Consider the following 14,246-nt stretch of genomic DNA (forward strand, 5'->3'; position numbering starts at 1 on the left):
CGGTGCCAACGAGGCTGACGTGCGATCGTGTTCCCACCGGGGTGTGACCCATCTGTGTGAGCCCGCTCACGGGCGCCGCTACACTCGCGGCAGGCACCCCTACGACGCGGTGCCGGTCTGCCCGCGACGACGCGCTGGAGGTTACGACGTTGACCACTCCCACCGGATCCCCGCAGCCCGCAGGACTCGAGAACCTGCTGCACGAGAACCGCTCCTTCCCTCCCAGCCCCGAGTTCGCCGCCCAGGCCAACGCGCAGCCGTCGCTGTACGAGGAGGCCGCCGCCGACCGCCTCGGGTTCTGGGCCGAGCAGGCCCGCGAGCTCGTCACGTGGCAGACGCCGTTCACCCAGACGCTCGACTGGTCGGACGCCCCGGTGGCCCGCTGGTTCGCCGACGGCACCCTCAACGCCGCCTACAACGCCGTGGACCGTCACGTCGAGGCCGGGCACGGCGACCGCGTCGCGCTGCACTTCGAGGGCGAGCCGGGCGACACCCGCACCGTGACGTACGCGGACCTGCAGCGCGAGGTCTCGCGCGCCGCCAACGCCCTCGCCGCCCTGGGCGTGCAGAAGGGCGACCGGGTGGTCATCTACCTGCCGATGCTGGTCGAGTCCGTCGTGGCGATGCTCGCCTGCGCCCGCGTGGGAGCGGCGCACTCCGTCGTCTTCGGCGGGTTCTCCGCCGACGCCCTGCGCAGCCGCATCGCCGACGCCGAGGCCACCCTCGTCATCACGGCCGACGGCGGCTACCGGCGCGGGGCACCCAGCGCCCTCAAGCCCGCCGTGGACGAGGCCCTGGCCGGCGAGGGCACCGAGTCGGTCAAGCACGTGCTCGTGGTGCGCCGCACCGAGCAGGACACCGCCTGGACCGAGGGCCGCGACGTCTGGTGGCACGAGGCGCTCGAGGCTGCCGACACCTACCACGAGCCCGTGTGGGTCGACGCCGAGCACCCGCTGTTCATCCTGTACACCTCCGGCACCACCGGGAAGCCCAAGGGCATCCTGCACACCACCGGCGGCTACCTCACCCAGACCGCCTACACGCACCGCAACGTCTTCGACCTCAAGCCCGAGAGCGACGTCTACTGGTGCACCGCGGACATCGGCTGGATCACCGGGCACTCCTACGTCGTCTACGGACCGCTGGTCAACGGCGCCACCCAGGTCATCTACGAGGGCACCCCCGACACCCCGCACCGCGGCCGCTGGTGGGAGCTGGTGCAGAAGTACAAGGTGACGATCCTCTACACCGCCCCCACCGCCATCCGCACGTGCATGAAGTGGGGCGCGGACATCCCCGGCGAGTTCGACCTGTCCTCGCTGCGCGTGCTCGGCTCCGTGGGCGAGCCCATCAACCCCGAGGCGTGGATGTGGTACCGCCGCGTCATCGGCGGCGACCGCACCCCCATCGTCGACACCTGGTGGCAGACGGAGACGGGCGCCATCATGATCAGCCCCCTGCCCGGCGTCACCGCCGCCAAGCCCGGCTCCGCCCAGGTGCCGCTGCCCGGCATCGTCGCCGACGTCGTCGACGACGAGGCCAAGCCCGTGCCCGACGGCGGTGGTGGCTACCTCGTGCTCAGCGAGCCGTGGCCCTCCATGCTCCGTGGCATCTGGGGGGACCTGCAGCGGTACAAGGACACCTACTGGTCACGCTTCCCCGGCCTGTACTTCGCCGGCGACGGAGCCAAGAAGGACGACGACGGCGACATCTGGCTCCTCGGGCGCGTGGACGACGTCATGAACGTCTCCGGCCACCGCCTGTCCACCACCGAGATCGAGTCCGCCCTCGTCTCCCACGACATCGTGGCCGAGGCCGCCGTCGTGGGTGCCAACGACGAGACCACCGGTCAGGCCGTGGTCGCGTTCGTCATCCTGCGCGGGGAGCACGCCGACCGCGCCTCCACCCCCGAGGGCGCCGCCGAGGTGCAGGCCGAGCTGCGCAACCACGTGGGCAAGGAGATCGGCCCGATCGCCAAGCCCAAGAAGGTGCTCGTGGTGCCCGAGCTGCCCAAGACGCGCTCCGGCAAGATCATGCGCCGCCTGCTGCGCGACGTCGCCGAGAACCGCACCGTCGGCGACGCCACCACGCTGGCGGACTCCTCCGTCATGGAGCTCATCTCGGCCGGCCTGGCGACCACCAAGAGCTCGGACGACTGACGCCCGAGCCCTGAGACACCGGGGAGGGCCGGCGCCGTGCAGACGCACGGCACCGGCCCTCGTGGCGTCTCCCGCACCCGACCCCGTAGGTGCACGTGCGCCGTGGCGGGCAGGATAGGGACGTGCGTATCGCTGCCCCTCTCGCCATCGGACCGCTCGACGACACCGCACAGGACGGTGTGCGCGCGCTCGCGGCGGCCGCGCAGGCTGCCGACGGCGTCGCCCCCGTGTCCGAGCAGCCGCTGCTGCGGCTCGGCGCCGACGAACCCTGGCTGACCCACGCCGTCGCGCACAGCAAGCACGGCACGGTGATCGGGTACGTGCAGGTGGACCGCGGCGGGCAGGACGCGAGCGCCGAGCTCGTCGTCCACCCGGAGCACCGCCGTCAGGGCGTCGGCCGGCTCCTGCTGCGCACCGCCGAGCGCGACGCGCGCCTGCCGCAGTACTCCGGCACGCCCGGCCAGCGTGGCAAGGCCCTGCGCGTGTGGGCGCACGGCGACACCGCTGCGGCGCAGGGCTTCGCGGCCGCGGCCGGGTACGTCGTCGTGCGCGAGCTGCTGTTCCTCGCCCGCCCGCTCACGGCCGACGACGCCGGTGCACGGCCGGCGCTCCCCGACGGCTACCGGGTGCGCACCTTCGTGCCGGGCGACGACGACGAGGCGTGGGTGGCGCTCAACGCCCGCGCGTTCGCCTCCCACCCCGAGCAGGGCCGCCTCACCGCGGCGGACCTGCGCGACCGGCAGGGCGAGCCCTGGTTCGACGCCGCCGGGTTCTTCCTGCTGGAGGCCCCGGACGGGAGCCTCGCCGGCTCCCTGTGGACGAAGGTCGAGCCGGGGCAGCCGGCCGGCGGGCGCGACGGCGAGGTCTACGCCGTCGGCATCGACCCCGACCACCAGAGCCGCGGGCTCGGGCAGGCGCTGACCGCCGTCGGGCTCGCGCACCTGGCCACCGTCGCCGACCGTGCCGTGCTCTACGTCGACGGCGACAACACGGCCGCCGTCCGCACCTACGAGCGCGCCGGGTTCGAGCGTGCCGCCGTCGACGTCCAGTACGCCCAGGCATGAATCGCCGTTCGGTCATACACCGTTCACCCAACGGTGCCACGATGGGCCCATGAACTCACCCCATCACCTCGCTCGCTGCGCTCCCGAGCTGACGGGGACCCCGAGATGAGCACGCAGGACGCCCGCGCCCGCGACGACCGCGGCCGGTACGCCCGGGGCGTCGACCCCGAGCTCGCGGCCCACATCGCCGAGCACATCGCGGAGGAGCCCTCCCCGGACGGCACGCACGCCGAGCCCTCGGAGCACGCCCCCGACCCTCTGCCGGCCGACCGGTTTGCCGACCGCGAGCTGTCGTGGCTGGCGTTCAACGAGCGCGTGCTCGAGCTCGCCGAGGACCGCGACCTGCCGCTGCTGGAGCGTGTGCGGTTCCTGGCGATCTTCGCGTCCAACCTGGACGAGTTCTTCATGGTGCGGGTGGCCGGCCTCAAGCGCCGCATCGCCACCGGCATCGCCGTCACCGCGGCGTCCGGCCTGTCCCCGCTCGAGGTGCTCTCTGGCATCAGCAAGGGCGCGCACCGCCTCATGGCCCGCCACGCGCGGGTCTTCGCGGACGACGTGCAGCCGGCGCTGGCCGCCGAGGGCATCACCATCGTGCACTGGCAGGACCTGGAGCAGCGCGAGCAGGAACGCCTGCACAAGTTCTTCCGCCGCCAGATCTTCCCGGTGCTCACGCCGCTGGCCGTCGACCCGGCCCACCCGTTCCCCTACATCTCCGGGCTCTCGCTCAACCTCGCCGTCGTGGTGCGCAACCCGCTCACCGGCAAGGAGCACTTCGCCCGCGTCAAGGTGCCGCCGCTGCTGCCCCGCTTCATCGCGGTGGACGACCGCGGCCGCCCCTCCGACCCCACCACGGGCGGCGCCACGCAGAGCGGCACCCCCACGTCGTTCGTGCCGCTCGAGGAGGTCATCGGCCAGCACCTGGACCATCTCTTCCCGGGCATGGAGGTGGTGGAGTCCCACACCTTCCGCGTCACCCGCAACGAGGACGTCGAGGTCGAGGAGGACGACGCCGAGAACCTCCTGCAGGCGATGGAGAAGGAGCTGCTGCGCCGCAAGTTCGGCCCGCCGGTGCGGCTGGAGCTCGCCGCCGGCATCAGCTCCCGCATCCGGGAGCTGCTGGTGCGCGAGCTCGGTGTCTCCGACGACGAGGTGTACGAGCTGCCGGCACCGCTGGACCTCACCGGCCTCAACATCATCGCGGACATCGAGCGGCCCCAGCTGCACTACCCGCGGTTCGTGCCCACCACGCACCGCCAGCTCGCCGAGGTGGAGTCGGCCACGCCCACGGACGTGTTCGCCGCGATCCGCAACCGCGACGTGCTGCTGCACCACCCGTACGACTCGTTCTCGACGTCGGTGCAGACGTTCCTGGAGCAGGCCGCGGCCGACCCGCGCGTGCTCGCCATCAAGCAGACCCTGTACCGCACCTCGGGCGACTCCCCCATCGTGGACGCCCTGATCGACGCGGCCGAGGCCGGCAAGCAGGTGCTGGCCCTGGTGGAGATCAAGGCCCGGTTCGACGAGCAGGCCAACATCTCCTGGGCCCGCAAGCTCGAGCAGGCCGGCGTCCACGTCGTCTACGGCATCGTGGGCCTCAAGACGCACGCCAAGCTGTCCCTCGTGGTGCGCCAGGAGCGCGACGGCCTGCGCCGGTACTGCCACGTGGGCACCGGCAACTACCACCCCAAGACGGCGCGGCTGTACACCGACCACGGGCTGCTGACCTGCGACCCCGACGTCGGGCAGGACCTCACGCGCCTGTTCAACCAGCTCTCCGGGTACGCCCCGCAGTCCCGCTTCCACCGCCTGCTCGTGGCCCCCCGCTCCGTGCGGGCCGGGCTCATCGAGCGGATCGACCGGGAGGCCGCCGCCGCGCGGGCCGGGCACGAGGCGTGGGTCAAGATCAAGGTGAACTCCGCCGTCGACGAGGACACCATCGACGCCCTCTACCGCGCGTCGCAGGCCGGGGTGAAGGTGGACCTCGTGGTGCGCGGCATCTGCGCGCTGCGCCCCGGCGTGCCCGGTCTGAGCGAGACGGTGCGGGTGCGGTCCCTGCTGGGCCGATTCCTGGAGCACTCGCGCATCTACGCGTTCGCGAACTCGGCCGGCCCCGCCATCGGCGAGGGCCCGGACGAGGGTCCCGAGGTGTTCATCGGGTCGGCCGACCTGATGCACCGCAACCTGGACCGCCGTGTCGAGGCCCTGGTGCGCATCACCGACGCCGGGCACGTCGCCGACCTGCTCGAGCTGATGGACCGGTCCATGGCCGACACGACCGCCTCCTGGCACCTGCTCCCGGACGGGACGTGGGAGCGGCACGCCAAGGCGGAGGACGGCTCGCCGCTGGACGACCTGCAGGACGTGCTCGTGCGCCGCCACCGCCGCCGCCCGGAGTCGGCCCGTTGAGCGACGACCCTTCCGCCGTCCCCACCGCGGGCGGTCTGGTGTGGCGTGCACGCGAGGGCAGGCTGCAGGTGCGCATGGTGCACCGGCCCCGCTACGACGACTGGTCGTGGCCCAAGGGAAAGCTCGAACCCGGTGAGAACCCGCAGGTCGCGGGCGTGCGTGAGGTGGCCGAGGAGACGGGCAAGCCCGTGGTGCTGGGCGTGCCCCTGCCCGGCGTGCGCTACCGCATGCCCGACGGGCGCTGGAAGACGGTCAGCTACTGGGCGGCGCGGCGGGCCAAGCCCGACCCGTACCAGCCGGCGCTCTCGGCCCGCCCTCCGCTGCCCCCGGCGAACCCGGACGAGGTCGACAAGGTGCGGTGGGTCGACGCGGCCGACGCCGCCGAGAAGCTGACCCGCCCCACCGACCAGCGCCCGCTCCAGGCCCTGGTCGAGGAGTTCGAGCGCGGGCGGCTGGAGACCCACGCCGTCGTCATCGCCCGGCACGGGCGGGCCCTGCCGCGCACCGCGTGGCACGGCGCGGAGCCCGAGCGACCGCTGACGCCGACGGGCCACGCGCACGCGGCCGCGCTGGTGCCGCTGCTGTCCGCCTACGGCGTGACGAGCGTGGTCAGCTCCCGCTGGGAGCGGTGCGCGACGACGATGGACCCGTACGTGCGGGCCGCGCACCTGCGCCCGTGGTACAGCGAGAACCTCACCGAGGCCGACCACGAGCGCTCCCCCGCCCGGGTGGCCGCGACCGTGCGGGAGATGCTGGAGTCCCAGCGATCCACCGTGCTGTGCACCCACCGGCCGGTGCTGCCGACGATCCTCGACGTGCTGGGCCAGCACTCGAGCCGTTCGGTGGCCGACGCGCTGCCGGGCAAGGACCCGTACCTGGAGCCGGGCGAGATGCTGGTGGCGCACGTGGCGCTGACGGCGAAGGGGCCGCGCGTGGTGGCCGCGGAGCACGTGACCCCGCTCGTGTCCTGACCTGTGCCGGGAGCAGCGCGGCGGAGGCCTGGCGCTGCTCCCGGGTACCGGGGGTCAGGCCAGGACGGGGTGCAGCGCCCAGGTGGCGAGGGCGCCCACGAGCGCCGCCGCCGGGATGGTCAGCACCCAGGCCACGCCGATGTTCTTCGCCACGCCCCAGCGCACGGCCGAGAGCCGCCGGGTGGCGCCGACGCCCATGATCGCCGAGGTGATGGTGTGGGTGGTCGAGACGGGCGCGTGCAGCACGAACGCGTTGACGTACAGGACGGTCGCGGACACGCTCTCGGCGACGAACCCGCGCGCCGGGTCGAGCTCGATGATGCGGCGTCCGAGGGTGCGCATGATCCGCCAGCCACCGGAGTAGGTGCCGAGCGAGATGGCGCCGGCGGCGGCGAGCTTGACCCACAGCGGGATGCCGTCCTCGGGCTGCGCCCACCCGACGGCGAGCAGCGCCAGGAAGATGACGCCCATCGTCTTCTGCGCGTCCTGGAGGCCGTGGCCGAGCGCCATGGCGGCGGCGGAGGCGGTCTGCGCGAGGCGGAACCGGCGGTGGGTGCGGGCCGGGGCCGCGTTCCGGAAGACCCACAGGAGGGCGACCATCACGAGGTAGGCGAGCACGAACCCCACCACCGGGGAGATCACCATCGGCAGCACGACCTTGTCGACGATGGCGCTCCAGAAGATGGGCAGCCCGCCCGCCAGGCCGGCACCGACGAGCCCGCCGATGAGCGAGTGCGTGGAGGACGAGGGCAGCCCGAACCACCAGGTGACGAGGTTCCAGACGATGGCCCCTGCCAGTGCGCAGAGCACGACGGTGAGCTCGGTGCGGGTCGCGGCCTCGCCGAGGTTCACGATCGACGTCGCGATGGTCTCGGCCACCTCGGTGCCCAGCAGGGCGCCGACGAAGTTCATGACGGCGGCCATGAGCAGGGCGACGCGGGGCGTCAGAGCACGGGTGGAGACGGAGGTCGCGATGGCGTTCGCGGCGTCGTGGAACCCGTTGGTGTAGTCGAACCCGAGGGCCAGGGCCACCACGAGGACGACGAGCGCTGCCTCCACGCCTCAGGACTCCTTGAGCGCGACGGTCTCGACCATGTTGGCCACGCGCTCGAAGGCGTCGCAGGCGTCCTCCAGGACGTCGACGATCTCCTTGAGCTTGATGAGCTGGATCGCGTCGGTGGTCTCGTCGAACAGCTCGGCCACGAGCTTGCGGTGCAGCTTGTCGCCCTGGTTCTCGAGGCGGTTGATCTCGACCCAGTAGTCGGCGAGCTTCTCCATGGAGCGCAGGCGCGGCATGGCGTCGGCGGTGAGCTCGGCGCAGCGCTGGAGCACCTGGACGACCTCGGAGACACGGGCAGGGAGGGCGTCGACCTTGTAGAGGACGATGAGGTCGGCGGCCTCCTCCATCGAGTCCATGCAGTCGTCGAGCGCGGAGGCGAGCCCGTAGATGTCGTCCCGGTCGAACGGGGTGACGAAGGTCTGGTTGAGGCGCCTCATGATCGCGTGCGTGGCGTCGTCGGCCTCGTGCTCGACCTCGACGAAGCGCTCGGCGATGGACCTGCGCTCGGCCTTGTCGGCGCCGAGCAGCTCGGCGAGCAGGCCCGCCCCGGTGACGTTGTGCTGCGCGAGCGCCGCGAACAGGTCGTAGTAGGTGGTGTCGCGCGGTGTCAGGCGCAGGCGCACGTCGATCTCCAGTTCTGGGAGGACTGATCCTCGTCAGGCTAGATCCTTGTAGCGCCGGGCAACCACATCCTCTGGTGTGGGCTGCGCGACGCAGTGGCGCGCGAGGGCGCGCGGGGTCCGCCGGAGGGAAGGTGAACGACGCCGGGCTGGGAGCGCCTCTCGGCGCGTGGCCGCTCGTAGCGGCTGAAGATGGAGCCCGGGGCTACCGCAGCCCGGCGCCGTCGACCCATCGTAACCACGGGCCGCGGGGCCGCATTCCGCGGGCGTCCTGTGACCGTCGCGACTGTGACGGTACCGACAGCGGCGTCAGTCGAGCTTGTCGGTGCGCCAGAGGGCGGCGGAGCGCTCGAGCTCGTCGGCGGTGCGCTGGAGGTCGGCGGCACCTCGGGTCATGCGGTCGGCGCCGAGGGGGTCGGCGACCTCGCGGGCGTCGGCGTCGAACGCGGCCCCGGTGGCGAGGATCCGGCAGAACGAGGCGGCGCGCTCGAGGGCGACGGCGAGGTCTCCGGCGTAGACGCCGGAGAGGACGGCGTCGGCCAGCTCGCGGATGTCGGTGGGCTCGGGCGGGCGTGGCACGCCGGCGACGGCCTCGTGGACGGGGGCGGCGTCGACGCCGAGCCGGTAGCGGAGGGTGACGGTCTGGGGGTCGCGGCGCACCCACTCGCGCAGCACGTACAGGCGCCACAGCGCGCCGGGGAGGGTGACGGGGGCGGCGTCGGCCCACAGGCCGGCGACGACGTCGAGCCCTTCGGTCTCGACGAGGCGCACGAGGCGGGCCACGACCTCCGGGTCCTCGGCGGCACGGGCGCGGTGCACGACGGCGCGGGCGGTGGTGTGCGCGACCTCGTCGCGCAGGGCGGGGTCGACGGAGCCGGGGACCTGCTCGGCCTCGCGCGGGTCGAGCATGGCCGGGCGGCGCGGGCGGCGTGGCTGCTCCTCGGTCATCTCTCCAGTGTCCCCCGACCGATCACCGCGCGCCTGACACTTGCTTGCTGCAAGCACCAGTCATATAGTTGCGTGCAGCAACCAAGGAGTGACCGTGCAGACCCTCTCACCATCCTCCGCCTCCCCCGTCGACACCCTCTTCGCCTCCCTGGAGGAGCTGAGCCGTGCCCAGCGGGAGGCAGGAGTCCGGCTCGCCCGCGAGCTGGACTGGCCCCGAGCCGGGCTCGGCGTCATCCGCATGCTCGCCACGTGCGGGCAGGTGCAGCTCACCGACATCGCCACCAAGCTGCGCGTCGACGCCTCCGTGGCCAGCCGGCAGGTCAGCCAGCTCGTCGACGCCGGCTACGTGCGCCGCACCGTCGACGCCGACGACCGCCGGGTGCGCCTGCTGGAGCTGACCGAGTCGGGCCACGAGCTCTCCGAGCACGTCTCGGCACGCTTCGCCGAGCTGCTCTCCACCGTCTTCCACGACTGGTCCGAGCAGGACCTCGCGGAAGCCACCCACCACATCCGCAGAGTCGCGGCTGCCATCACGACCATCCACGACGAAGAAGGCACGCACTGATGTCCACGACCACGACAGACGCGCCGGGCACCCGCCCGGCGATGACGCACCGAGAGGTCCTCGAAGCCCTCTCGGGCATCATCCTCGGCATGTTCGTCGCCCTCCTGGCGGCGACCATCACCTCCACCTCGATGCCCCGCATCGTCAGCGACCTCGGCGGGTCGCAGCACTCCTACACCTGGGTGGTCACCGCGACGCTGCTCACCCAGACCGTCAGCACCCCGCTGTGGGGCAAGTTCGCCGACCTCGTCAACCGCAAGACGCTCATCCAGATCGCGCTGGTCATCACGGTGCTCTCGGCCGCCGCGGCAGGGTTCTCCCACAACATCGGCACCCTCATCGGCTTCCGCGCGGTACAGGGCATCGGCGCCGGTGGCCTCATGGCCCTGGCCACCGTGCTCGTCTCCGACATCGTCTCCCCGCGCGAGCGCGGCCGGTACATGGGCCTCATGGGCGGCGTCATGGCCGTGTCCCAGGTGGGCGGCCCGCTCCTGGGCGGCGTCATCACCGACAGCTTCCTCGGCTGGCGCTGGAACTTCTTCGTCGGCATCCCGTTCGCCGTCGCGGCCATCGTGGTGCTCCAGCGCACCCTGCACCTGCCGGCCCGGCCCCGCCGCACCGTGAAGATCGACTACTGGGGCGCCGGGCTGATCTCCGTCGGCGTCTCGCTCCTGCTCCTGTGGGTCACCTTCGCGGGCAACGACTTCGCCTGGGGCTCGTGGCAGACGTACGCGATGGTCGGCGGCGCCGTCGTCGCCCTGGTCGCCGCCGTGCTCGTCGAGCGCGCGGTGGACGAGCCGATCATCCCGCTGCACCTGTTCCGCAACCGCACGTTCGTGCTGGCCGTGATCGGCTCGATCGCCGTGGGCGTGGCCATGTTCGGCACCGCCGTGTTCCTCTCGCAGTACCTGCAGCTCTCGCGCGGCAAGACGCCCACCGAGTCCGGCCTGCTGACCATCCCCATGGTGGTGGGCACCATGCTCGCCGGTGTGGTGCTCGGCCGGATCATCTCCAAGACCGGCCGCTACAAGGCGATCATGGTGGGCGGCGGCGTCGTGCTCATCGCCTCGCTGCTCGGCATGTCCACCATCGACTCGCACACGAGCTTCTGGCTCATCGGCACCTACCTGTTCGGCCTCGGCCTGTCGGTCGGTGCGCTCATGCAGAACCTGGTGCTCGCCACGCAGAACACGCTCGACGTCCAGGAGATGGGCGCCGGCACCTCGGCGGTCGCGTTCTTCCGCTCGCTCGGCGGCGCCATCGGCGTCTCCGCGCTGGGGGCCGTGCTCGCCAACCGCGTCAAGACCGACATCACTGACGGCCTGAGCCGGCTCGGGGTCCCCGCTGACGCGCTCGGCGGCTCCGGCGCCAGCGCCGTCCCCGACCTGTCCCAGGTGCCCACACCCGTCCGCACGGTCATCGAGGACGCCTACGCCCACGGCATCGCGGAGATCTTCCTCATCGCCGTGCCGATGGCCGTCATCGCCCTGGTCGCCGTGGTCTTCCTCAAGGAGATCCCGCTGGGCCAGCGCTCCGGCGTCGAGCAGATGCTCGAGCAGGAGGCGCGCCAGCGCGCCGAGACGGCCGTCGCCGCCGGCGCCGACACGGTGGGCGGCCAGATCGAGGCCGTCCGCAGCGCCGAGGAGGAGAGCACCGAGGAGAGCGCGGACGACGCCGACGCCGCAGAGGCGGCCGAGGAGCCGGCCGCCCGCCGCTGAGCCTCCCTCTCCCCGACGACGCCGGGGCGCCCCGCACCGGAGCGCCCCGGCGTCGTCGCATCCCCACGCCGCCGCCTGCCCGCACACCGGCCCGCGCGAGCCCGCACGCCACGGGCGAACGCCCGAAACCGGCGTCGGCGCACCAGGAGGGGCCAGGACACGCCATGATGGGGCCATGGTTCCGCCCACCGACACGCCCCAGTCGCCGCCCGACCCCTCGAGCGACCCCTTCGGCGCCCTCGAACGCGAGCTCCGGCTGCTCGTGCGTCGAGCACAGTCGGCGGCGGCGCAGACCGCCAGGCGGGTGCACCCCGAGCTCGAGGCGAGCGCCTACCCGCTCCTGGCGCACATCGACTCCAACCCCGGCACGCGCGGGTCCGACCTCGCCGCCCACTTCGGCGTCGGCCGGGCCACCGTCTCCCGCCAGCTCTCCCGGCTGGAGCAGCTCGGCCTGATCCAGCGCGAGGTGGACCCGGACGACACCCGGGGCCAGCTCATCACGCTCACCCAGGAGGGGCAGAACCGGTTCGCCGAGGCCCGCGACGGGCGCGTCGAGGCGTTCCGGCACGCGCTGGCGGAGTGGGACGAGGCCGACGTCGCCCAGCTCGCGTCGCTGCTGCACCGCTACTCGGAGGACTTCGTGCGCTGGCGCGACTCGCACCAGTGACGCACCAGTGATCCGAGCGTGACCCGGACGTGACAGGGCCCCGGCGGGATCACCCGCCGGGGCCCTGTCGTGCCACGACTCAGTCGTCCAGCGGCTCGAACGTCAGGCTGACCGAGTTCATGCAGTAGCGGTCGCCGGTCGGCGTCTGGGGCGCGTCGTCGAACACGTGGCCCAGGTGCGACCCGCACCGCGCGCACCGCACCTCCGTGCGGACCATGCCGTGGCTGCGGTCCTCCAGCAGCTCCACGCGGTCACCGGCGAGCGGGCTGTAGAAGCTCGGCCACCCGCAGTGGGCGTCGAACTTGGTGTCCGAGCGGAACAGCTCGTTGCCGCACGCGCGGCACCGGTACACGCCCGTGCGGCGCTCCTCCAGGAGCTCACCGGTCCAGGGCCGCTCGGTGCCGGCGAGCCGCAGCACCGCGAACTCCGTGGGGTCGAGCTCGACCTTCCACTCCTCGTCGGACTTGGTCACCTCGTACTGCTTGGTCATGCTGCACCTCCGCCGTGCGCAACGGGACGGCCGCCGCCGGTGTTCCCGCCACCGCCGTTGCCGCGGCCCCGGCCGCGCGAGCCGCGGCGACGGCGTCGGGCGGCACCCGAGCCGGCCTCCGCGGTGGTGCTCGCGGAAGGCTGCGGCGCAGGCGCACCGGCCGGGCGGCCGGACTTCTTCGCCGTCGTCTGCGGGCGACCCTGCTGCTGGACGGGGCGCGGCGCCACCGGAGCGGCCACCTGACCCACCAGCGCGCTCACGGTGGCGTCGCCAGGGGCGACGGCGCGCGGCTGGGCGGTGATCCGCGCCTTGCGGGTCAGCGCCGCCACGTCACCCTTCTGCTCCGGCAGCATCAGGGTGACGACGTCGCCGCCGGTGCCGGCCCGGGCCGTGCGGCCTGAGCGGTGCAGGTACGCCTTGTGCTCGGCCGGCGGGTCCACGTGCACCACGAGCTCGACGTCGTCGACGTGGATGCCGCGGGCCGCGATGTCGGTCGCCACCAGCACGCGCACCTCCCCCGAGGAGAACGCGGCGAGGTTGCGCTCGCGGGCCCCCTGGCCGAGGTTGCCGTGCAGGTCCACGGCGGGCACACCGGCCGTGGTGAGCTGCTTGGCCAGCTTCTTGGCCTGGTGCTTGGTGCGGGTGAACAGCACGCGACGGCCGGTTCCCGAGGCGAGCTGGTGCACCACGTCGCGCTTGGCGGCGGCGTCGGCCACCGCGAGCACGTGGTGGGTCATCTTGGGCGGCGGCGCCGCGGCCTCGTCGACCGAGTGCGTCACCGGCTGGTGCATGTACCGCTTGACCAGCACGTCGACGCCGTTGTCCAGCGTCGCCGAGAACAGCAGGCGCTGGCTGCGCTGAGGCGTGCGGTCCAGGATGCGCTTGACACCCGGCAGGAACCCGAGGTCGGCCATGTGGTCGGCCTCGTCCAGCACGGTGACCTCGACGTCGTCGAGGCTGAGCAGCTTCTGGTTCAGCAGGTCCTCGAGGCGGCCGGGGCACGCGATGAGGACGTCGACGCCGGCGTCGAGCGCCGCGACCTGGCGCGACTGCGCGACCCCGCCGAACACCGTCGTCGTGCGCAGACCCATCGCCTGCGCGAGGGGCGCCGTCGTCGCGTCGATCTGGCTGGCCAGCTCACGCGTCGGAGCCAGGATCAGGGCGCGCGGGCGGCGCGCCTTCCGGCGGCCGCCGGCCAGGCGGACGACGACGGGCAGGGCGAACGCGACCGTCTTGCCGGAACCGGTGCGGCCGCGGCCGAGCACGTCCTTGCCGGCCAGCGAGTCGGGCAGCGAGGCCGCCTGGATGGGGAACGGGGTAGTGATGCCGCGCTCCGCGAGGGAGGCGACGACAGGGGTGGGCAGGCCGAGATCGGCGAAGGTGGTCATGATGCCTTTCGGGCGCGGCGCCGGGCGGCGCCGTCAGCTGGGGCCCGCGTCGGGGCCGGTCGGGTTCGCCGCACGATCTGGGGCGATCACCACGACGTCGGGGCGCGCGTGGTCGCGCAGCCCTCACGACCAGTGTCTCATGCCTCGGCCGGAGAGGTCGGGACGCGGTACAGCGGCGGTGTGGTTGCAT

Annotated in this window: 12 protein-coding genes; 7 read left to right on the forward strand and 5 right to left on the reverse strand. The window is 72.9% G+C overall.

Annotated elements, in window-relative coordinates; translation table 11 throughout:
• The first annotated feature begins 149 nt into the window (after window positions 1–149).
• The 4 genes from acs to DNL40_RS14955 all read left to right on the forward strand — a co-directional run bounded on the left by acs (window position 150) and on the right by DNL40_RS14955 (window position 6,600).
• Complete coding sequence (gene acs / locus DNL40_RS14940) at window positions 150–2,159, forward strand: acetate--CoA ligase (RefSeq protein WP_111252061.1); 2,010 nt, start codon at window positions 150–152, stop codon at window positions 2,157–2,159.
• A 122-nt stretch (window positions 2,160–2,281) separates the two neighbouring features.
• A complete protein-coding gene (gene mshD, locus DNL40_RS14945) occupies window positions 2,282–3,223 on the forward strand; it encodes a mycothiol synthase (RefSeq protein WP_245885971.1) in 942 nt (313 codons plus the stop codon).
• Between the two features lie 105 nt (window positions 3,224–3,328).
• Window positions 3,329–5,629, forward strand: coding sequence for an RNA degradosome polyphosphate kinase (locus DNL40_RS14950; protein ID WP_111252062.1), 2,301 nt, complete (start codon window positions 3,329–3,331; stop codon window positions 5,627–5,629).
• Window positions 5,626–6,600 (forward strand): NUDIX hydrolase, encoded by a 975-nt coding sequence (locus DNL40_RS14955; RefSeq protein ID WP_111252063.1) that lies wholly within the window; start codon window positions 5,626–5,628, stop codon window positions 6,598–6,600. Before DNL40_RS14950 ends, DNL40_RS14955 begins: the two co-directional genes overlap by 4 nt.
• Before the next feature lie 54 nt (window positions 6,601–6,654).
• On the opposite strand, the gene DNL40_RS14960 is transcribed toward DNL40_RS14955, so the two are convergent.
• The 3 genes from DNL40_RS14960 to DNL40_RS14970 form a co-directional block, all read right to left on the reverse strand.
• A complete protein-coding gene (locus DNL40_RS14960; protein ID WP_111252064.1) occupies window positions 6,655–7,659 on the reverse strand; it encodes an inorganic phosphate transporter in 1,005 nt (334 codons plus the stop codon).
• Between the two features lie 3 nt (window positions 7,660–7,662).
• Window positions 7,663–8,283 carry a DUF47 domain-containing protein gene (locus DNL40_RS14965; protein WP_111252065.1) on the reverse strand — a complete coding sequence of 207 codons (621 nt, stop codon included), beginning with the start codon at window positions 8,281–8,283 and terminating at the stop codon, window positions 7,663–7,665.
• Window positions 8,284–8,589: 306 nt separating this feature from the next.
• The gene (locus DNL40_RS14970) at window positions 8,590–9,189 is read right to left on the reverse strand and encodes a hypothetical protein (protein ID WP_111252090.1); all 600 of its coding nucleotides are present in this window, start codon (window positions 9,187–9,189) and stop codon (window positions 8,590–8,592) included.
• 133 nt (window positions 9,190–9,322) lie between these two features.
• Here DNL40_RS14970 and DNL40_RS14975 point away from each other — a divergent pair, with 133 nt between their 5' ends.
• From DNL40_RS14975 to DNL40_RS14985, 3 genes are all read left to right on the forward strand, one after another.
• Entirely contained in the window at window positions 9,323–9,793 is a 471-nt protein-coding gene (locus DNL40_RS14975) for a MarR family winged helix-turn-helix transcriptional regulator (protein ID WP_245885972.1), read from the forward strand.
• Window positions 9,793–11,511: an MDR family MFS transporter gene (locus tag DNL40_RS14980; RefSeq protein ID WP_111252067.1), complete on the forward strand. Its 1,719-nt coding sequence runs from the start codon at window positions 9,793–9,795 to the stop codon at window positions 11,509–11,511. Before DNL40_RS14975 ends, DNL40_RS14980 begins: the two co-directional genes overlap by 1 nt.
• A 175-nt stretch (window positions 11,512–11,686) precedes the next feature.
• Window positions 11,687–12,178 carry a MarR family winged helix-turn-helix transcriptional regulator gene (locus DNL40_RS14985; RefSeq protein WP_111252068.1) on the forward strand — a complete coding sequence of 164 codons (492 nt, stop codon included), beginning with the start codon at window positions 11,687–11,689 and terminating at the stop codon, window positions 12,176–12,178.
• 79 nt (window positions 12,179–12,257) lie between these two features.
• Here the strand turns inward: DNL40_RS14985 and msrB are convergent, their stop codons facing one another.
• On the reverse strand, window positions 12,258–12,668 hold the full coding sequence (gene msrB / locus DNL40_RS14990; RefSeq protein ID WP_111252069.1) for a peptide-methionine (R)-S-oxide reductase MsrB: 411 nt from the start codon (window positions 12,666–12,668) through the stop codon (window positions 12,258–12,260).
• Window positions 12,665–14,056 carry a DEAD/DEAH box helicase gene (locus DNL40_RS14995; protein WP_111252070.1) on the reverse strand — a complete coding sequence of 464 codons (1,392 nt, stop codon included), beginning with the start codon at window positions 14,054–14,056 and terminating at the stop codon, window positions 12,665–12,667. Before DNL40_RS14995 ends, msrB begins: the two co-directional genes overlap by 4 nt.
• Window positions 14,057–14,246 lie beyond the last annotated feature (190 nt).

The sequence above is a fragment of the Xylanimonas oleitrophica genome, assembly GCF_003244315.1.
Taxonomy (GTDB): Bacteria; Actinomycetota; Actinomycetes; order Actinomycetales; family Cellulomonadaceae; genus Xylanimonas_A; species Xylanimonas_A oleitrophica.

What these genes read in the sequence shown, in the direction of transcription:
- DNL40_RS14950 (WP_111252062.1), top strand. Translation starts at nt 3,329, where the DNA reads ATGAGCACGCAGGACGCCCGCGCCCGCGACGACCGCGGCCGGTACGCC.
- DNL40_RS14970 (WP_111252090.1), bottom strand. Translation starts at nt 9,189, where the DNA reads ATGCTCGACCCGCGCGAGGCCGAGCAGGTCCCCGGCTCCGTCGACCCC.
- DNL40_RS14980 (WP_111252067.1), top strand. Translation starts at nt 9,793, where the DNA reads ATGTCCACGACCACGACAGACGCGCCGGGCACCCGCCCGGCGATGACG.
- DNL40_RS14985 (WP_111252068.1), top strand. Translation starts at nt 11,687, where the DNA reads ATGGTTCCGCCCACCGACACGCCCCAGTCGCCGCCCGACCCCTCGAGC.
- msrB (WP_111252069.1), bottom strand. Translation starts at nt 12,668, where the DNA reads ATGACCAAGCAGTACGAGGTGACCAAGTCCGACGAGGAGTGGAAGGTC.
- DNL40_RS14995 (WP_111252070.1), bottom strand. Translation starts at nt 14,056, where the DNA reads ATGACCACCTTCGCCGATCTCGGCCTGCCCACCCCTGTCGTCGCCTCC.